At 73.1% G+C, this 18314-nt stretch carries 20 protein-coding genes and 1 pseudogene; 8 read left to right on the forward strand and 13 right to left on the reverse strand.

Annotated features, from left to right (window positions below; genetic code table 11):
- Nucleotides 1-17: 17 nt before the first annotated feature.
- From ACFZB3_RS00485 to ACFZB3_RS00495, 3 genes are all read right to left on the reverse strand, one after another.
- Nucleotides 18-1286 carry a DUF692 family multinuclear iron-containing protein gene (locus ACFZB3_RS00485; protein WP_391369659.1) on the reverse strand — a complete coding sequence of 423 codons (1269 nt, stop codon included), beginning with the start codon at nt 1284-1286 and terminating at the stop codon, nt 18-20.
- Between the two features lie 138 nt (nt 1287-1424).
- The gene (locus ACFZB3_RS00490) at nt 1425-2219 is read right to left on the reverse strand and encodes a DUF4142 domain-containing protein (protein ID WP_391367394.1); all 795 of its coding nucleotides are present in this window, start codon (nt 2217-2219) and stop codon (nt 1425-1427) included.
- 106 nt (nt 2220-2325) lie between these two features.
- Nucleotides 2326-3087 carry a peptidyl-tRNA hydrolase gene (locus ACFZB3_RS00495; protein WP_391367397.1) on the reverse strand — a complete coding sequence of 254 codons (762 nt, stop codon included), beginning with the start codon at nt 3085-3087 and terminating at the stop codon, nt 2326-2328.
- A gap of 60 nt (nt 3088-3147) precedes the next feature.
- Between ACFZB3_RS00495 and ACFZB3_RS00500 the strand changes: the two genes are divergently transcribed.
- Both ACFZB3_RS00500 and ACFZB3_RS00505 read left to right on the forward strand, forming a co-directional pair.
- Nucleotides 3148-4020 (forward strand): ATP-binding cassette domain-containing protein, encoded by an 873-nt coding sequence (locus ACFZB3_RS00500; protein WP_391367400.1) that lies wholly within the window; start codon nt 3148-3150, stop codon nt 4018-4020.
- A complete protein-coding gene (locus tag ACFZB3_RS00505; protein WP_391367402.1) occupies nt 4017-4688 on the forward strand; it encodes an ABC transporter in 672 nt (223 codons plus the stop codon). The genes ACFZB3_RS00500 and ACFZB3_RS00505 overlap by 4 nt, the downstream gene beginning before the upstream one ends.
- Here the strand turns inward: ACFZB3_RS00505 and ACFZB3_RS00510 are convergent.
- The 7 genes from ACFZB3_RS00510 to zapE all read right to left on the reverse strand — a co-directional run bounded on the left by ACFZB3_RS00510 (nt 4680) and on the right by zapE (nt 10660).
- Nucleotides 4680-4862: a hypothetical protein gene (locus ACFZB3_RS00510; protein WP_391367404.1), complete on the reverse strand. Its 183-nt coding sequence runs from the start codon at nt 4860-4862 to the stop codon at nt 4680-4682. The genes ACFZB3_RS00505 and ACFZB3_RS00510 overlap by 9 nt on opposite strands.
- A 19-nt stretch (nt 4863-4881) precedes the next feature.
- Complete coding sequence (locus ACFZB3_RS00515; RefSeq protein WP_391367407.1) at nt 4882-5736, reverse strand: polysaccharide deacetylase family protein; 855 nt, start codon at nt 5734-5736, stop codon at nt 4882-4884.
- A gap of 64 nt (nt 5737-5800) precedes the next feature.
- The gene (locus ACFZB3_RS00520; RefSeq protein ID WP_391369661.1) at nt 5801-6640 is read right to left on the reverse strand and encodes an SPFH domain-containing protein; all 840 of its coding nucleotides are present in this window, start codon (nt 6638-6640) and stop codon (nt 5801-5803) included.
- 156 nt (nt 6641-6796) lie between these two features.
- Nucleotides 6797-8251, reverse strand: a complete 1455-nt coding sequence (locus ACFZB3_RS00525; protein ID WP_391367410.1) for a SulP family inorganic anion transporter — start codon at nt 8249-8251, stop codon at nt 6797-6799.
- Nucleotides 8252-8259: 8 nt separating this feature from the next.
- Nucleotides 8260-8838 (reverse strand): carbonic anhydrase, encoded by a 579-nt coding sequence (locus tag ACFZB3_RS00530; protein WP_391367413.1) that lies wholly within the window; start codon nt 8836-8838, stop codon nt 8260-8262.
- A gap of 114 nt (nt 8839-8952) precedes the next feature.
- A complete protein-coding gene (locus tag ACFZB3_RS00535; protein ID WP_391367415.1) occupies nt 8953-9351 on the reverse strand; it encodes a hypothetical protein in 399 nt (132 codons plus the stop codon).
- A gap of 202 nt (nt 9352-9553) precedes the next feature.
- Nucleotides 9554-10660: a cell division protein ZapE gene (gene zapE / locus ACFZB3_RS00540; protein WP_391367418.1), complete on the reverse strand. Its 1107-nt coding sequence runs from the start codon at nt 10658-10660 to the stop codon at nt 9554-9556.
- 163 nt (nt 10661-10823) lie between these two features.
- Between zapE and ACFZB3_RS00545 the strand changes: the two genes are divergently transcribed.
- The 4 genes from ACFZB3_RS00545 to msrB all read left to right on the forward strand — a co-directional run bounded on the left by ACFZB3_RS00545 (nt 10824) and on the right by msrB (nt 14255).
- Nucleotides 10824-11630, forward strand: a complete 807-nt coding sequence (locus tag ACFZB3_RS00545) for a dihydrofolate reductase family protein (RefSeq protein ID WP_391367421.1) — start codon at nt 10824-10826, stop codon at nt 11628-11630.
- Nucleotides 11631-11782: 152 nt separating this feature from the next.
- Entirely contained in the window at nt 11783-12256 is a 474-nt protein-coding gene (locus tag ACFZB3_RS00550; protein WP_089104693.1) for an indole-3-glycerol phosphate synthase, read from the forward strand.
- A 189-nt stretch (nt 12257-12445) separates the two neighbouring features.
- On the forward strand, nt 12446-13834 hold the full coding sequence (gene murC / locus ACFZB3_RS00555; protein ID WP_391367425.1) for a UDP-N-acetylmuramate--L-alanine ligase: 1389 nt from the start codon (nt 12446-12448) through the stop codon (nt 13832-13834).
- 13 nt (nt 13835-13847) lie between these two features.
- Nucleotides 13848-14255, forward strand: a complete 408-nt coding sequence (gene msrB / locus ACFZB3_RS00560; protein ID WP_089104691.1) for a peptide-methionine (R)-S-oxide reductase MsrB — start codon at nt 13848-13850, stop codon at nt 14253-14255.
- A gap of 15 nt (nt 14256-14270) precedes the next feature.
- On the opposite strand, the gene ACFZB3_RS00565 is transcribed toward msrB, so the two are convergent.
- Nucleotides 14271-14414 (reverse strand): hypothetical protein, encoded by a 144-nt coding sequence (locus ACFZB3_RS00565; RefSeq protein WP_391367428.1) that lies wholly within the window; start codon nt 14412-14414, stop codon nt 14271-14273.
- Nucleotides 14415-14446: 32 nt separating this feature from the next.
- On the opposite strand from ACFZB3_RS00565, the pseudogene ACFZB3_RS00570 reads away from it, so the two are divergent.
- Together ACFZB3_RS00570 and ACFZB3_RS00575 are read left to right on the forward strand one after the other, a co-directional pair.
- A pseudogene (locus ACFZB3_RS00570) lies at nt 14447-14597 on the forward strand (ArsR family transcriptional regulator); the annotation flags it as partial.
- A gap of 58 nt (nt 14598-14655) precedes the next feature.
- The gene (locus ACFZB3_RS00575) at nt 14656-15927 is read left to right on the forward strand and encodes a SpoIIE family protein phosphatase (RefSeq protein WP_391367431.1); all 1272 of its coding nucleotides are present in this window, start codon (nt 14656-14658) and stop codon (nt 15925-15927) included.
- Between the two features lie 20 nt (nt 15928-15947).
- On the opposite strand, the gene ACFZB3_RS00580 is transcribed toward ACFZB3_RS00575, so the two are convergent.
- Nucleotides 15948-17426 (reverse strand): ATP-binding protein, encoded by a 1479-nt coding sequence (locus ACFZB3_RS00580; protein WP_391369664.1) that lies wholly within the window; start codon nt 17424-17426, stop codon nt 15948-15950.
- A 59-nt stretch (nt 17427-17485) separates the two neighbouring features.
- Nucleotides 17486-18181, reverse strand: coding sequence for a response regulator (locus tag ACFZB3_RS00585; RefSeq protein WP_391367434.1), 696 nt, complete (start codon nt 18179-18181; stop codon nt 17486-17488).
- Between the last annotated feature and the right edge of the window lie 133 nt (nt 18182-18314).

Below are 18314 nucleotides of genomic sequence, written 5' to 3' on the forward strand. Positions count from 1 at the left end.
GACCCCACCCCCGGCCGCTACCCCCGCCGCGGCAGCACCCTCCGGGTCAGTGATCGGCGGGGTGCCGTCCCCGCGCGCTCCAGCCACCACTGCTCCAGCCGCCGATGAGAGGGACCGCCTCCCGACCGCAGCAGCGTGCCCGCGAACTCCAGGGCGTCCCGCCGGTAGCCCCCGGCCATCGGCCGCTCCTGCGCGTACGCCAGGAACGCCGCCCGGTACCCCGCCCCCAGGATCTCCGGCAGCTCGGGCGCCACCTTCGCCACCACGTCCGCCCGCTTCGCCGCCAGCGCCCGCGCCTGCACCCCCATCCGCACCCGGTCGAACCCCTCGGGCACCGGCGTCCCCGCGACCAGCGACGACAGCACCGCGGTCTGCGCGAGCCCGACCCGCTGCCGGGCGGCGTCGGAGACCGCGGGCGCGGGAGCCGCCGGCGCGGGCTGCCACGGGCCGTCGGCCACCGCACCCCCTGCCGAGACCGCGGCCCGGATCGCCGCCACCTCCCGCTCCAGCTCGGCCGGCTCCGGGAAGTTCTCGTCCCGCTCCAGCAGCACACCCGGCGGCGCCACCCGCGAGGCGAGGCCGGCCAGGATGTCCAGGACCGCCGGGGGCACCGGGTGGGCGTGGCTGTCGTGCCAGACGCCGTCCCGCTCGAAGCCGCCCGCGACATGGACGTAGGCGATCGCCTCGACGGGGAGCTCGGCGAGCGCCTCGGCCGGGTCCTCGCCCCGGTTGACGTGGTTGGTGTGCAGGTTCGCCACGTCGATCAGCAGCCGTACCCCGGTGCGGTCCACGAGGTCGTACAGGAACTGCCCCTCGGTCATCTCCTCGCCCGGCCACGAGATGAGCGCGGCGATGTTCTCGACGGCGAGCGGCACGGGCAGCGCGGCCTGCGCGATGCGGACGTTCTCGCAGAGCACGTCGAGGGCGTCCCGGGTGCGGGGGACGGGCAGCAGGTGGCCCGCTTCCAGGACGGGCGAGGCCGTGCGCGGGCCGCCCGCGCGGACGAACGCGATGTGCTCGGTGACCAGCGGCGAGCCCAGCGCCGTCACCCGCTCCGCGAGTGCGGCGAGCCGGTCCTCGTCCGGCCGGTCCGCGCCGCCGAGACCCAGCGAGACACCGTGCGGCACGACGGTGACCCCGCGCTCGCGCAGCCGCCGCAGCGAGTCGGGGAGGTGGCCCGGACAGGTGTTCTCGGCCACGACCTCGACCCAGTCGATGCCCGGCATGCGTTCCACGGCGTCCGCGATCTCCGGCCGCCAGCCGATGCCCGTACCCAGCCGCGTCAGGGTCATGGTCCTCCCCCTCCTGCTCCGGCCTGTTCCGAATGACGGGGGTATGGCCCCGGAACGCGGCCGCGAACCGTGTTGTCTGCCGCTTCAGAGCAACATTTGAGGTTCGCGGCCGCGCTCCGGGGAGCTGGCGGGCTACCGGCCGAGGACGCCGCCCTCGGAGTCCTCCGGGTCCGGGCGCCCGGTGTTCACCGTGCCCGGCGCGCCGGGCGAGGGCTTGGACGTGGTCTGCACGTTGCCGCTGGCCTGGGCGGCCGGCGCGGAGGGCGCCACCACCCCGGGCGCCGGCACCGCCGGGCCGGTCGGGCTGGCCGTGCTCGCGTTGGCCACCTCGTTGGCGATCGCCTCGAAGTCGACCTTGCCGGTCTTCTCCAGGATCGTGATGTGGTCGAGCACGGTCTGGTTGGTGTCCGAGGCGAGCTGCCGCACCAGGGTGTTGCGGGTGGAGTTCCGCACCGCCCCGACCGCCGGGAAGATCTTGCCGTGCGCGGCCCGCAGCAGGTTCACGAACTTGTACTCGTACTCCGCGCCGGTCGCGGCCGACATCTCGTCGAGCCAGCCCTGCTGCTGCTCGTTCGGCACGTTGGGCAGCTCGACGCCCAGTTGCGCCGCGACGATCCGGACGCGTCGGTCGAGGTCCGTGTGGCCCACGATGAGGTGGTCGCCGGCCTCCTTGATCGCCGCGCTCGGCGCCCGCTGGATCGCCTGCTGACCGGCCGGCAGTTCCCACAGCCCGGCCAGCCGGACCCGCACGATCAGGTCGCGGTCGGAGGCCGTCAACGGACCCCACTCGGTCATCACGGTCCCCGCCGCAACATTGGCCTGCCCGGTGCCGGAGCGGTCGGCGTACGACCACACGGGGTACACGAGCGCGCCGACGGTACCGGCGAGGGTCGCCAGAATGAGGGCCGTTCCGTTCAAACGCCGCAAGGGAAGCCTCCCCGTGTCGCTGGTTCAGTGCCAGGACGTACGGGTGCCACGGCGGCGGTGTTCAAACAAACGGCAAAGTTTGTCAGGGGAGTCAAAAAAGCCCAGTTCAGCGCAGTGCCGGATGGTCCGCGACCACCGTGCAGCTGCCCGGCGCGATCTCGGTGAACCCGGCGTCCCGCACCAACGGCAGCCCGCTGTCCGTCAGTTCACGCCACTCGGCCGGATCGGCGGTCCGCACGGCGAGCGGGAACCCGGCGTCGCGCCACGCCTCCCGCTCCTCCTCCGGCAGCGCCCACCAGGCCAGTTGGGCCCCGTGCCCGGCCTGCGCCATCGCCTTGCCCGCCGACATCTCCAACTCCGGGTTCAGCCACAGCACGGGCGCGGACCGGTCGGCGCCCGTGGGCGGCTCGGGGTCGTCCAACTCGGTCCCGGACACCTGCAGCTTGGCCAGCTCCCTGGGCCACCCGTCCAGGGGAACCGGCGGAAACACCCGTACCTCCGCGGACTTCCCCGTGAGGGTGATCCCGGGCAGCTCCCCGGCCCGCCGCCACTCGGCCCCCCGAGCCCGCCGCACGACCTTCCGGATCCGCGCGTCCTCCCAGTCCCGGACGGCCTGCGCCCACTCGCCGTCCCCGAGGGCCCGCGGGTCACCGAGCAGCGTCAGGACAGCCCGAGCAGCCGTTTCGAGTGCATCGGTCCGGTCCGGCGGAGCCGACTTCTCTATCCGCACGACGAGAGGCAGCACAAACTGGGGTGCGTCGTCCCGGCTGTTGGCCGAGACCTGAAAAGGAGCGCTCACTGCACCAACCTTAAGGGGCGCGGGCCGTGTCGATTTGCGGCTCCGCCGCGTGGGCGCGACCAGCCACATACGACCCGCACCCCGCGGTGATGCGCATTACCCGCCCCTTCCCGGCACGACAATGTCCCCATGCACCGTGATCTTGAACTGGCCCGCGTAGGCCGCCGCTACGGCATACGCGGCCCCTGGGTGTTACGAGGCGTCGACCTCACTCTCACCCCCGGCTCCCTCACCCGCGTGGAAGGAGCGAACGGCACCGGCAAGTCCACCCTGCTGCGCATCGTCGCCGGCATAGACACCCCCACCGAGGGCCGTGTCACCGGCCGCCCCCGCACCGCGTACGTCCCCGAGCGCTTCCCCTCGGCCCTCCCCTTCACCCCCTCCGGCTACCTCACCCATCTCGGCACCGTGCACGGCCTCTCCCGCAGGTCGGCCACCGCCCGCGCGGCCGACTGGCTGGAGCGGTTCGGGGCCGCGGCCTACGCGGCGACGCCCATGGCCCAGCTCTCCAAGGGCACCAGCCAGAAGGTCGCGGTCGCCCAGGCGCTGCTCGCCGACCCCGAACTCCTGGTCCTCGACGAGGCCTGGACCGGCCTGGACGCCGAGGCCCGTGCCGAGCTGGAACGGGCCGTCGCCGAGCGCACCGCCGCCGGGGGAGCCGTGCTGTTCGTCGACCACGATCCCCGGCGGCTCGCGGGCGCACCCGACGCGATCCACCAGGTCGTCGACGGCACCCTCAGACCCCGTACCGCCCGGGCGGCTGCACCCGCCGGTCCGCTCACCGTGGTCTGCGTCCGGGGCCCGGCCGGCGGACGGCTGCCCGCCGACGCGATCCGCACGGCGGCCTCGGCGGCGGAACCGACCCCCGGCACCTACCGTCTTACGGTTCCCGCGTCCCACTCGGACGTGGTCCTGCGCGCCCTGCTCACGGCCCACCCACCCTGGCACGTGGTCTCCGTAAGCCCCTCGGACGTCCCGCCGGACGAGAAAGACCGCCCATGACCGCACTCCTGCGCTACCAGACCGCTCTCCTGCTGCGCTCCCAGCGCTGGCTGCCCCCGGTGATCCTGTACGCGGTGTTCCTGGGCGTGGGCGTGCAGAGCGGTCAGCCGGTGCTGGACTCGCTCGGCTACACGGCCGCCGCGCTGCTGCCGGTGGCCGCCTGGCTGGTGCGGATCTGCGTCACGGGCGAGCCGCCGGCCGCCCGCGCCTGCGTCACGGCGGCCCGCGGCCCGGCCAGGGCCCATCTGGCGGCCCTGCTCACCGCCCTCGCCGCCGCGGCCCTGCTCGGCACGGTGGCCACCCTGGTCGTGACGGTGATCAGCCACCACGCCACCAACGACCAGCGGCTCTCCGTACCCCCGGTGCGGGCCGGTGCCGCCGGACTCCTCGCGACCCTCGCCTGCGCGCTGCTGGGCACCGCCGTCGGCGCGCTCACCAACCGCCCGCTGCTGCGCTCGCCGGGCCGGGCAGTGCCCGCGATGCTGCTGGCCGCCCTTTTGTCCATGGTGGTCGCGGGCTCTCCGGCACACGCGGCCGTCAGCGGCCTGGTCACCGGCTCGGAGTCCGGCCGGGTCCCGGTCTCCCCGCTCCCGGTGGCCGCGGCGGCCCTGCTCACCGCCGCGGCCTTCACCCTGGCCTGCGCCTGCAACGGCCGCCGCTCATCCTGAACAGGCGGTCCGCTGCGCCTCCTGCCACTCGCACCGGGGACACATCGTGATCCCCTTGTACGACTCCGGGTACTCCGTCGGCTCCCGGCACAGCACGCACTCCGCATACGGCGGCCCGTCCGCCACCGGCGGCTTCGCGGCCCCGTCGATCGTGCAGTAGCCCTCGTCGCTCATGCCTCCAGCGTAGGACGGGTCACCGGTGACCGGGCGTCTGCCCGATCAGCTCGGAGACCTTCACGAACCGGAAGCCCCGCTTGCGCAGCTCCGGTACGACGGTCCGCACCACCTGCTCGGTGGTCGGGGCGGCGCTGCGGGTGCAGTGCATGACGACCACGGAACCGGGCTTCACCCCGTCCAGCACCTGCTTGGTCACCGCGTCGGCGTCCGTCGCGAACGCGTCCCCGCTCACCACGTCCCACTGCACCGCGGTGACCCCGAGCGCACCGACCGCGCGCAGCGCCTGCCGGTCGTAGCAGCCGCCGGGGAAGCGGAAGTACGGCATCGGGTGCGGCACCCCGGCGCGGAGCAGGGCGGCGTAGGCGCGCTCCACGTCCGACTTCATGTTCGCGGCGGCGACGGTCGGCAGGCCGTAGCAGTCGCCGGTGAAGGCGTAGTGGCTGTAGGAGTGGTTGGCGACCTCGAACTGCGGGTCGCGGCCGAGGGAGCGGGCCTGGGCCGGGTACTCGTCGGCCCAGCGGCCGGTCATGAAGATCGTGGCCGGCACCTTCAGCCTGCGCAGGGTCGCGATCAGCGCCGGGTTGTCGAAGTGCTCGCCCTTGGCCGCGCGCGGCCCCTGGTCGGCGGTCATGTCGGCGTCGAAGGTCAGGGCGACGGTCTTGCCCAGGGTGCGCGGACCGTTCGTGAAGACGGGGGCCGTGCCGCCGGGCCCGGGGGCGAGCGTCGGCGGCGGGGTGGCGGAGGAGGAGGCCTTGGCGGGGGCCGGGGGACCGGCGTGGGGGGCCTCGGTGGTGCCACAGGCGGCGAGCGCGGCGCCCAGGGCGACGCATACGGCGGTCGTACCGGAAAGACGGCGTGCTAGTCGGATCACCCTATGAAAGTAGATCGGTATGTCCGATTTTTCAGGGCGGCGTGGCGGACGGCGCGGTGCCGGGTCACCCGGGCGGCGGCCCCGTCCTTGCGGCGCTCTCCCCGATCCCGGCCGGGGCCGGGGCGTCGCCGTTCGGCCCCTGCTGCCCGCCGGCCCGCTCCAGGAACCGCAGCAGTTCCACCGGGAACGGCAGGACCAGCGTGGAGTTCTTCTCGGCGGCCACCGCGACGATCGTCTGCAGCAACCGCAGCTGCAGGGCCGACGGGGTGTCCGCCATCTGCTGCGCCGCCTCGGCCAGCTTCTTCGAGGCCTGGAGCTCGGCGTCGGCGTTGATGATCCGGGCCCGGCGCTCCCGGTCGGCCTCGGCCTGGCGGGCCATCGAGCGCTTCATCGTGTCCGGCAGCGACACGTCCTTGATCTCGACCCGGTCCACCTGCACGCCCCAGCCCACGGCGGGGCTGTCGATCATCAGCTCCAGGCCCTGGTTGAGCTGCTCGCGGTTGGAGAGCAGGTCGTCCAGGTCGCTCTTGCCGATGATGGACCGCAGCGAGGTCTGGGCCATCTGCGAGACGGCGAACTTGTAGTCCTCGACCTTGATCAGCGCGCTCACCGCGTCCACCACCCGGAAGTAGACGACCGCGTCCACCCGCACGGTGACGTTGTCGCGGGTGATGCCCTCCTGGGCCGGGACCGGCAGCGTCACGATCTGCAGGTTGACCTTGTGCAGCCGGTCCACGAACGGGATCACCAGATTGAAGCCGGGCGTCCGCACGTCACCGGAGACGCGGCCGAGCCGGAACAGCACGCCCTGCTCGTACTGCTTGACGATCCGCGCACCGGCGGCCAGGTACAGCGCGCCGACGCACAGCGCCGCCACCACCGCGACCAGCAGCTCCTGAATCATCACGACCCCCCAGGTAAAGAGGTCCGATACGTCTGTTTCTGTAACAATATGCCCGGCAGGAGGGTCGGGGCCACGGTCGCCGGGAGCAGGTTGGGCAGCAGGTCCGGGCCGGGATGCCGAGGGGCGTCGGCACCCCGGCCCGGGACGGCCGCCGGTTCAGGCGGCCGTGACCTTCACCGGCTCGGTGTCCGCGTCGCTGTGCCGCTGGGCCCAGCTCTCCAGCGCGGTCCGGCAGGCGTGATCGAGGTGGTGCAGCCCGGAGAGGTCCACCCGGATCGGGCGGTCCTGGGGCAGCGCCTCCAGGCTGTCGAGGATCTTCGGCAGCCGCAGGAAGGTCGCGTTGCCCGACAGGTAGGCGTCGATCGGCCCCGAGCCCTTGTCGACGACCTCCAGTTTGAGGTGCGAGGCCTCCCAGGCCGTCTTGACGATCGACAGGGCGAGCCCGATCAGCACGCCCTCGAACATGCTCACCGCGACGATCGACACCGCCGTCACGACGAGGACGACCGCCTCGCCCCGGTGCTCGCGCCAGAGCACGGCCAGCGCGCGCACCGGGATCAGCTTGGCGCCCGAGTAGACCAGGATCCCGGCGAGTGCCGGGATCGGTATGTAGCTCAGGACTCCCGGCAGCAGGGCCGCGAAGAGCAGCAGCCAGACGCCGTGCAGCACCCGGGACGCCTTGGTGCGGGCGCCCGCCTGGACGTTGGCCGCGCTGCGCACGATCACCGCGGTCATCGGCAGCGCGCCGAGCATCCCGCACAGCGCGTTGCCCGCGCCCTGGGCGATCAGCTCCTGGTTGTAGCGGGTGCGCGGACCGTCGTGCAGCCGGTCCACGGCCGCCGCGCTGAACAGCGACTCGGCGGACGCGATCAGCGTGAACGCGACGATCGTGCCGATCACTCCGGCGCTCGCCAGTTCGCCGAAGGCGCTCAGCGGGGGCGGCTGGACGGAGTCCAGCAGTCCGTGCACCTCGACGGTGGCGACCGGGAGGCCCAGGGAGAAGGCGGCCAGGGTGGCCAGGCCGACGGCGGCCAGCGGTCCGGGGAGCGTCCGCATCTTCGACGGTGCGTACTTCCACAGCACCAGGACCGCGATCGTGCCCGCGCCGAGGGCGAGCGAGGCCAGTGCCCCGCCGTCCCCGAGGGCGTCCAGGAACGCCCCGGGCAGCCCGGCGATCTTGCCGGGGCCGGACGCGGGGGCCTTGGCGGCGAGCGCCGGGTACAGCTGGCCGGCGATCAGCACCAGGCCGATTCCGGCCAGCATGCCCTCGACGACCGAGACCGAGATGGCCCGGAACCAGCGCCCCAGCCGCAGCACGCCCATGGCGATCTGGAGGAGGCCGGTGACCAGCACGATCACCCCGAGCAACGGCAGCCCGAACTCCCGCACCGCCTCGAAGACGAGCACGGTCAGGCCGGCGGCCGGCCCCGACACCTGAAGGCTGCTGCCCCGCAGCATCCCGGTGACGAGACCGCCCACGATGCCGGTGACCAGGCCGAGTTCGGCCGGGACACCGGAGGCGACGGCCACGCCCACGCAGAGCGGGAGCGCGACCAGGAAGACGACGAGAGAGGCGGCGAAGTCCTGGCGTATGTAAGGGAACTTGGTCATCGCGGTGCTCACAGGGCCTCGAAGGTGTCGGTGCCGGCGCGGTGTTCGCGCACGGCACCGGTGTGGACCTCGTAGTACCAGCCGCGCAGGGTCAGTCCGCCCGTGCTCAGCTTCTTGTCGATGCAGGGGTACGAGCGCAGCCGCAGCAGCTGGGCGAGCACGTGGTTCTGCACGCCCTCGGCGACGGCCGGGTCCTCGGCCGCCCCGCTCGGGCGCGGCTCGGCGCTGGCCAGCCAGTCCCGTACGGCGGGTACGGCGGTCAGGTCGTCGCCGCGCACCAGCGCGCCGACGGCACCGCAGTGCGAGTGCCCGCAGACGACGATGTCGCGGACGCCGAGCACCTCCACGGCGTACTCGATGGTGGCCGCCTCGCTGGTGGGGTGGACCGAGGCGTACGGCGGGACGATGTTGCCCGCGGTGCGCAGCTCGAAGAGCTCGCCCGGGCGGGCGCCGGTGATCAGGGCCGGGACGACCCGGGAATCGGAGCAGGTGATGAAGAGCACCTGCGGGGACTGGCCTTCGGCCAGTCCGGCGAACTCCTCAGGGCGCTGTCCGAACGTACGGGCGTTGTCGATGAGGGGCTGCATGGTGTGTGGACTCCTCCTGGCGCGCTACAGCGGCGCGTCGGGCTTGCACGACGGTTGTGGGGGGTGTGGTGCGGGATGGTGCGGCGGCATGGCGCCGGGGCAGAGCCCGTCCCGTCAGCAGCGGAAGACCTGCAGCGCGGCCGGTGAGTGGGCTCTCGACGCTCTCGACGTGCGGTGGTGCCCGGCTGTGGGAGGCACCGAGGTGCGTATGGCCTCGGTGTGCCGCGTGCTGGGCGGACGGTCGTCCGCGCAGCACGCGGTGGCGCTGCGATGGCGGTCGGCGTTCCGCGGCGGGCCGGGCGGCTCACCGCAGAGGCCGTGGAGGTCGCGGAGGGTGTGCGAGCCGGCGCGCACGGCCTTCACCGAGGACTGCGGCCCGGGCTGGGCTTTGGCCTCGACATGACCGAGGGTGTGCGCGGCTGCGAAGGTTGCCGCAGGCGCGAAGAACTGGACGGCGAGCAGGGTGGCGGTCAGGAGCGAGAGCACGGTCCGGGCCGTCGTACCTCGGAACATGAGCCCCCCTCGCGGCAGTTCACGCCTCTTGTGTGCACCAAGCACAGGTCAATGGTTGGTCAAGAAACACGTTAACCCTGCAAAGTTGTTTGCAGGGTTAACTCGGTGTTGCGAGCCGAAGAGAGCGTGGAAAGTGCCGGTGCCGTGGCCTGATCAGGCTCTTGACCTGTGGAGCTTGATCACATAGTGCGGTGCGCAGGGTTTACCCGGGAGCGACGAGCCCCTTGGCGTCCCTGGCCAGGGCGGTGAGCCGGGATATCGCGCGGAAGTACTTCTTGCGGTAGCCGCCGTTCAGCATCTCCTCGCTGAACAGCCGGTCGAAGGGCAGTCCGGAGGCCAGGACCGGTACCTCGCGGTCGTAGAGCCGGTCCGCGAGGACCACGAGCCGCAGTGCGGTCGACTGGTCGGGCACCGGCTGCACGTCCGTCAGGCAGACGGCGCTCAGGTCGTCGGTGAGCGCGCCGTACCGGCTGGGGTGCACCTTGGCCAGGTGGTCCAGGAGGCCCGGGAAGTCGTCGAGCGAGGCGCCCGGGGTGGCGTACGCCGCCTTGGTCACCTGCTCCTCGGAGAACGGGGCCGGCGCCTCGGGCAGGCCCCGGTGGCGGTAGTCCTCGCCGTCGATGCGCAGGGCGCGGAAGTGGGCCGACAGGCCCTGGATCTCGCGCAGGAAGTCGGCGGCGGCGAACCGGCCCTCGCCGAGCTTGCCCGGCAGGGTGTTGGAGGTGGCGGCGAGCGCGACACCCGCGTCCACCAGGCGGCCCAGCAGCGTCGACACCAGGACCGTGTCGCCGGGGTCGTCCAGCTCGAACTCGTCGATGCACAGCAGGCGGTGGCCGGAGAGGGTCTGCACGGTCTGCTGGAAGCCGAGGGCGCCGACCAGGTTGGTCAGCTCCACGAAGGTGCCGAACGCCTTCAGCGCGGGCTCGGCGGGGGTGGCGTGCCAGAGGGAGGCGAGCAGGTGGGTCTTGCCGACGCCGTAGCCGCCGTCGAGGTAGACCCCGCGGGGCCCGGCCGGTGCCTTGGGGGCCTTCGCCCGCCCGAAGCCGAAGAGTCCGCGCCTGCCGCCGGCCACCGCGTGCGCCCCGCCGAGACCGCCGGCGAAGCCTTCCAGGACCCGTACGGCCTCGGTCTGGCTCGGCTGGTTCGGGTCCGGGATGTAGGTCGCGAAGCGGACCGAGTCGAAGCGGGGCGGCGGCACCATCTCGGCGACCAGCCGGTCCGCGGGGACGTGCGGCGAACGGGCGCACAGCGACAGCGGGGCCGCGTCGGCTATGGGGCTGACCTCGGATGCGGCGGGAGAAGACGACACGGTTACCCATGCTAAGCGCTCCGCTGTCAGCGCCGCGATGTGCGGTGTGTCGACCGCGGAGCCGTCGTGGCCGGTCGCGCAGTTCCCCGCGCTCCTTCGGGGCGCTGCCGAACTGCGGCGGACCTCGTCGGACCCGCGTGGTCGCCGTGCCACACTGCACGGCATGCGACGCCTGTTCCCTGTGACCGAACGAACAACAGCCCAGGCCTCCGGCGGTGCGGCCGGACAGGAGCGCGAGGGGGCGGCGGGGGAGTGGAGTCCCGCCGAGCTGGCCCTGGCCTACGCCTACCCCGAGTCCGCCGGGCGGGCGGCCTGGCTGCGGGCCAACATGGTGTCCACGCTCGACGGGGCCGGGCAGCACGACGGGCGGTCGCAGCCCATCTCCGGTGCGGCCGACATGCGGATCTTCGGCACCCTGCGAGGGCTCGCGGATGTCGTCGTCGTGGGCGCGGAAACGGTACGCCAGGAGGGGTACCGGCCGGTACGCGAGCGGGCGGAGTTCGCGGCCGCCCGGGCCGCGGCGGGCCAGGCCGTGGTCGCCGCGGTCGCCGTCGTCAGCGCGAGCCTCGACCTCGACTTCTCGCTCCCGCTGTTCACCTCGCCGCTCGTGCCCACGCTGGTCCTCACCGGCGCGGCCGCCGCCCCCGACCGCGTCGCCGCGGCGGAGCAGGCCGGTGCCCGCGTGGTGGTCGCCGGTGACGGCGCAGGTGTCGACCCCGACCGCGCGGTCCGGGCCCTGGCCGGTCTCGGCCACACCCGGCTGCTCACCGAGGGCGGCCCCCGGCTGCTCGGCCAGTTCGTCGCCGCCGGTGTCCTCGACGAGCTGTGCCTGACGGTCTCCCCGATGCTCACGGCGGGGAACGCGCAGCGGATCGCCGGGGGGCCCGGTGTCGCCGTACCCCGACGCTTCGAACTAGTGTCCCTCCTGGAAGAGGCCGGATTCCTGTTCGGTCGCTACCGCCGGTCCTGAAATCAGCGGAATATTCCGTTCCGCTTAGCTTCCGGCGGGCAAACTGAATCCGGCAGTACCCGTGCGATCGCGGGGCAGGATGGTTTCCGCAGGGGTGCCGGCCCCACGGAGGACAGAGGGTCGAGCGACCCTCTAGGGAGAAGAGGCGCCTGGTGTTCACAAGCGTTCTGATGATCGAGAAGGCCCTGACGTCCGCCGACGTGGAGTTCGTCACCACCTTGCACGGGGACGAGCAGGTCGCCTTCCACGTACTGCTCCAGCCGCGCGGCGACCAGGCGGACCGCCTGCTGCGGGCCATCGACGACATCGCACTCGGCGAACTCGACGAGGCCGCGCGCGAGCGGGAGACGCCGGAGGGGGACGCGGCGAAGGGTCCCGCGGAGCAGGCGCTGGACGTGTCCCTGACGGCCCTGCGGGCGGCGGGGAGCACCGCGGAGGGTCGGATGGTCGAGGACCACCCGCTGGACGCGCTGCGGAAGCTGGTGGAAGAAGTGGGCGCGGACGAGGTGATCGTGCTGACCGATCCGCACTACGTGGAGGAGTTCTTCCACCGGGACTGGGCGTCGCGGGCGCGGCACAAGGTGGGGGTGCCGGTGCTGAAGCTGTTCTCGCACAGCAAGGCGTAGGCGTCGTAGGGGGCGGTGCGTCGGCGGGTGCGGGTGTGTGGGGGCTGGCCGCGCCCACGCGGCGGCAGCCGCATATCGATACGGCCCCGTGCCCCCAGGTGGGTGTCCCTGCGTCCCTTGCGAAGTGACCCGTGGGGCAGCACATAGGCTAGGGCTGCTTTCGCACGTCACCGTCTCTGGGAGAAACACATGGCACCCGGCCTTCCTTCCGCCATGGAGCGTCCGCACTTCATCGGGATCGGCGGCGCCGGGATGTCGGGGATCGCCAAGATCCTCGCCCAGCGCGGGGCCGCGGTGGCCGGAAGCGACGCCAAGGAGTCGGAGACCGCCGAGGCGCTGCGGGCGCTCGGCGTCACCGTGCACATCGGGCACGCGGCCGGGCACCTCGCCGACGACGCCAGCTGTGTCGTCGTGTCGTCGGCGATCCGGAAGGACAACCCGGAGCTGGCCCGCGCGGCCGAGCTGGGCGTCCCGGTGGTGCACCGTTCGGACGCCCTCGCCGCGCTGATGGACGGCCTGCGTCCGATCGCGGTGGCCGGCACCCACGGCAAGACCACCACCACGTCGATGCTCGCGGTGTCCCTGACCGCGCTGGGCCGCACCCCCTCGTACGCCATCGGCGGCGACCTCGACGCGCCCGGCTCCAACGCCCTGCACGGCGAGGGCGAGATCTTCGTCGCCGAGGCGGACGAATCGGACCGCAGCTTCCACAAGTACGCGCCCGAGGTCGCCATCGTCCTCAACGTGGAGCTGGACCACCACGCCAACTACGCCTCGATGGACGAGATCTACGAGTCCTTCGAGACCTTCGCCGGCCGGATCGTGCCCGGCGGCACGCTGGTGGTCAACGCCGACCACGAGGGGGCGCGCGAGCTGACCCGGCGGGTGGCCGGGAAGGTCCGGACGGTGACGTACGGCGAGGCCGCGGACGCCGACGTCCGGGTGCTGTCCGTCGTACCGCAGGGCCTGAAGAGCGAGGTCACCGTCGCGATGGACGGGGCCGAGCTGACGTTCACGGTGTCCGTGCCCGGCCGGCACTACGCGCACAACGCCGTCGCCGCGCTGGCCGCCGGTGCGGCTCTCGGGGTGCCGGCCGCCGAGCTGGCGCCCGCACTCGCCGCGTACACGGGCGTGAAGCGGCGCCTCCAGCTGAAGGGCGAGGCGGCCGGGGTCCAGGTCATCGACTCCTACGCCCACCACCCGACCGAGATGACGGCCGACCTGGAGGCCATGCGCGCCGCGGGCGGGGACGCCCGGATCCTGGTCGTCTTCCAGCCGCACCTCTTCTCCCGGACCCAGGAGCTGGGCAAGGAGATGGGCGACGCGCTGGCCCTCGCGGACGCGTCGGTCGTCCTCGACATCTACCCGGCCCGCGAGGACCCGATCCCCGGGGTCACCAGCGAGCTGATCATCGAGGCGGCGCGGGCGGCCGGGGCCGACGTCACGGCCGTGCACGACAAGGACGAGGTCCCCGCCGTGGTCGCGGGAATGACGAAGCCCGGTGATCTGGTTCTCACCATGGGCGCGGGAGATGTGACCGACCTGGGCCCGAAGATCCTGGAACGCCTGGCGAAGTGAGGGGCTGAGAGTCATGTCGTACGACGTCGAGAAGCCGGACGAGCAGTGGCGGGCGGAGCTGTCGCCGGCCGAGTACGCCGTGCTGCGTCAGGCGGCGACCGAGCCGGCCTTCAGGGGTGAGTACACCGACACCAAGACCAAGGGCGTGTACTCCTGTCGCGCCTGTGGTGCCGAACTGTTCACCTCCGGCACGAAGTTCGAGTCCCACTGCGGGTGGCCGAGCTTCTACGACCCGAAGGACACCGACGCGGTCGAGCTGATCGAGGACCGTACCCACGGGATGGTCCGCACCGAGGTGCGCTGCGCGCGCTGCGGCTCGCACCTCGGGCACGTGTTCGAGGGTGAGGGGTATGCGACCCCGACCGACCAGCGGTACTGCATCAACTCGATCTCGCTGCGGCTGACCGCCGACGAGAGCTGAGTCCGGCCGGGCCCGTCACCGGACGGGCCCGTGGGCCCGGCGGCGGGTGGCGAGGAGCACCACCGGGCCGCCCGCGACGGCCGGGCCCGTCAGGACCGCCGCGCAGACACTGGTGCCGTCGGCCGGTCCGACGGCGTCGCCGAGCCGGCCGGCCGACACCGGCAGCAGGCCCGCCGGACGTAACCGCCCCCCACTTCAGGGCCCTGCGCGAGGCGGGCGTCACCCGGCAGCGCCAGTACGTACGGACCGGAGCGCCGCGGCCAGGTCCGCGTCGACGACCTCGACGCGCGCTGTCCCGGCCTGCTGGACCTGGCCGCCGCGTGGCCGCCGGACGGGGTCTGACATCCCGTGCCCGCAGGCGGCTGGTGCCCGGACCGGCGCAGTTTGAGATTCTGTGAGGGTGTCGGGTGTCGCGCGATGGTTCCAGTCCCGCAGAGGACCCGCGTCCGCCGACGGCCCGGGCGGACCGGACGGGCTCGCCGCGCCGTTCAGGGCGTTGCGCACGGCCGCGGCCGGCATCGGAAGCAGCCTGGACGAGTCCACCACCTGTACGGAACTGACCCGGGCGGCGGTACAGCTGGGCGGCGGCTGCGCGGCCGTGATGCGGCGGGTCGGCGACACCGTCTCCGGCTACGAGTCGATCACCGGCGACGCCGATCTGCTGCCCGACGCCCGCTGGGCCACCGCGGTCGCCCGGGACGCGGGCACCCCGGCGGCCGACAACTGGGTGGACCCGTGGCTGTTCCGCCCGGTCGGCAGCCACTCCCGTCCGGCCCTGTGCGCGCCCCTGACCAGCGGCTGCGACCAGTACGGCGTCCTGGTCTGCGCCCGCGACGGGGCGGCGTTCGCCCGTGCGGAGGCCGAACTGCTCGCCCTCCTCGCCGAACGCGCCGCCTCCCACATCCGGCACGCCCGCGAGTACGACCAGGTCAACCGCACCGCCGCCGACCTGCAACGCGCCCTGCTCTCCGAGCCGGGCCGGCCGCACCCGAACCTGGACGTGTCGATCCGCTACCTCCCGGCCGGCGGCCGGGTGCTGGTCGGCGGCGACTGGTGCGAGACCGTACGACTGCACTTCGGGCGCACGCTGCTCGTCGTCGGCGACGTGATGGGGCACGGCCTGGAGGCCGCCGTCGACATGAACGCGTACCGGTCCTCCCTGCGCTACATCGCCTCCTCCGAGCTGCCGCCGCACCGGGTGCTGCGCCAACTGGACGACATCGCCGCCACCGAGGCGGACCGGAGACCCGCCACCTGCCTGCTGGTACGCGTCGACCCCAGCCGCGGACAGGTCACCCTGGCCAGCGCCGGCCACCTGCCGCCCGCGCTGATCACCGGGAGAGGCAGCACCGCACTCCTGCAGGTCCCCGTCGGCCCGCCGCTGGGCACCGGCTTCGGCGGCTACGAGTCGGCCACCCACCGGCTCGAACCCGACGAGGCGCTGGTGCTCTTCACGGACGGTCTGGTGGAACGCCGGGGCGAGGACATCGACCGCTCCCTGCACCGCCTCGCCGAACTGCACTTCACCCCCGCCGTCGACGTCGACGGCCTGCTGGAGTCCATCCTCACCCGCCTCGACGCCCGGCACGCCGAGGACGACGTCGCGGTGCTGGCGGCGCGCCCGCACCGCCGGCAGGGCGGGTTCAGCTCCGTGGAGGAGGCGGGGGGCTGAGCGCTCCGCCGGACGGGCCGTCAGTCGGCTGCGGCGCCGCCGTGGCTCGTCGCGCCGTTCCTCGTGCCCCTTCGGGGCGCTGCCGAACCCGCAGGTTTCCTCGGCAGGGACAAGGTGAACACCGTGCTGCCCGCGGTGCCGTCGGCCAGTCCGATGGTCCCGCCGTGCGCCTCCACCAGTGCCCGGGCCACCGACAGGCCGAGCCCGCTGCCACCGCGGTCCCGGCTGCGGGCCTTGTCGACCCGGTAGAAGCGGTCGAAGACCCGGGCGCGGTCGCCGGCCGGGATGCCGGGGCCGTGGTCGGTGACGCTCACCGACGCCGAGCCGGCGGTGACGGCGACCGCGACGGAGACCGGGGTGCCGGTGGGCGTGTGGACGGCCGCGTTGGTGAGGAGGTTGTCCAGGACCTGACGGATGCGGACAGGGTCGAGACGGAGCGGGACCGGGTCCGGGCCGGCCGTGACCGTCAGGGGGTGGTCGGTGTGGGCCGCGCGGAAGGCGTCGGCGGCCTCCCGGACCAGCTCCGCCAGGTCGGTGTCCTCCAGCCGCAGCGGGGTCTCCACCTCGGCCGCGTCGAGCCGGGCGAGGAGCAGCAGGTCGTCGAGGAGGACGCCCATCCGGGCGGCCTCCGCGCGCAGCCGGGCCAGGTGTCTGTCGCGTTCCCCGGGCTCGTTGGCGGCGGCGTACTGGAAGAGGTCGGCGTAGCCGCGTACCGACATCAGCGGGGTGCGCAGCTCGTGCGAGGCGTCCGCGACGAAGCGGCGCAGCCGCTGCTCGGCCTCGGCACGCACGGCCAGCGAGTCGTCGATGTGCTCCAGCATCGTGTTGAACGCGGTGCGCAGCTCCTCGACCTCGGGGCCGCCGCCCCGCTTCGCCGCGCGCAGCGGCAGCCGGGCCGCCGACTCCGTCAGGTTGTGCGAGGCGATGCCGTGCGCCGTGTGCGCCATGTGGCTCAGCGGTTCGAGACCGTGCCGCAGCAGCCGGCGGCCGAACACCACCAGCGCCAGCAGCGCCAGCCCGAACGCGACCACCTGGACGGTGACCAGCTGCCGTACCGTGGCGTCGATGCTGCCCGTCGGTGCCCCGCTGACCAGCACCACCCCCGGCTCCACCTCGCAGCCGCGCAGCCGGTACTCGCCCTCGCCGGTCAGGTCCTCGGTGCGCAGCACCTCGGTCCCCGCGGCGAGCTGGGCCTTCGCCACCGAGGTGAGCGGGGCGATGTCCGCGGGCAGGTCGCTGCTCTCCTCGGGCTTGCGCAGCACCGGGCTGCCGTGCGAGACGTCGTACACGGCGTAGTACCAGTGGTAGTACTTCTTGCCCTGGAGAGTGCCGTTCTGCGCGATGCTCTTGGACTGGGCGACCTGGGCCAGCCCGAGCTGGTCGTCCAGCTGGGCCGACAGGTAGTCCCGCATGTACATCGTCAGCGACGTGCCGACGACCGCGAACACCACCAGCGCCAGCGCCCCGAGCCCCAGCGCCAGCCGGGTGCCCAGCCGCATGGCCCGGTACGAGCGCCGCAGCCGGCCGATCCGGAGCAGGCCGGTCCGCAGCCGGGCGATCACTCCGCCGCCTGCTGCCGTATGACGTACCCGAAGCCGCGCACGGTGTGGATCAGCGGCTCCCCGCCGGCCTCGTCCATCTTGCGGCGCAGCCGGCTGACCACCAGCTCGACGACGTTGGAGCGGCCGCCGAAGCCGTACTCCCACACGTGGTCGAGGATCTGCGCCTTGGTCAGTACGGTCGGCGACTTGCGCATGAGGTAGCGCAGCACCTCGAACTCGGTGGGGGTGAGGGAGAGCATCCGGTCGGCGCGGCGGACCTCGCGGGTGTCCTCGTCCATCGTCAGGTCGGCGACCCGCAGCACCGAGCGCTGGAAGCCGGGCCCCGCACTGCGCCGCAGCACCGTGCGCAGCCGGGCCATCAGCTCCTCCACCGCGAACGGCTTGACCAGGTAGTCGTCCCCGCCCCGGGTCAGCCCCGCGACCCGGTCGGCGACCCCGTCGCGGGCCGTGAGGAACACCACCGGCACCATCGTCCCGGAGTGCCGCAGCCGGTCGAGGACGCCGAAGCCGTCGAGGTCGGGCAGCATCAGGTCGAGCACGACGATGTCCGGCCGGAACTCGGCGGCCCGCGCCAGCGCGTCCTCACCCGAATACGCGGTGACCGCGTCCCAGCCCTCGTACCGCGCGACCGTCGCGACCAGGTCGGCGATCGGCGGGTCGTCGTCCACGACGAGGAGTCGTACTTTTTCCACCCGCTCATACTGCGGCACCCGCTCACGGACGCCAGACCCGCGCTCACACAGAAAAGACATCGATAAGCAGTTGTAAGTAGTCCGACAGGAAAACGACAGCAGCCACGGGTGAAGCTCGACTCCCAGGACCCGA

It is taken from the genome of Streptomyces sp. NPDC008092, from assembly GCF_042957285.1.
Lineage (GTDB): Bacteria > Actinomycetota > Actinomycetes > Streptomycetales > Streptomycetaceae > Streptomyces.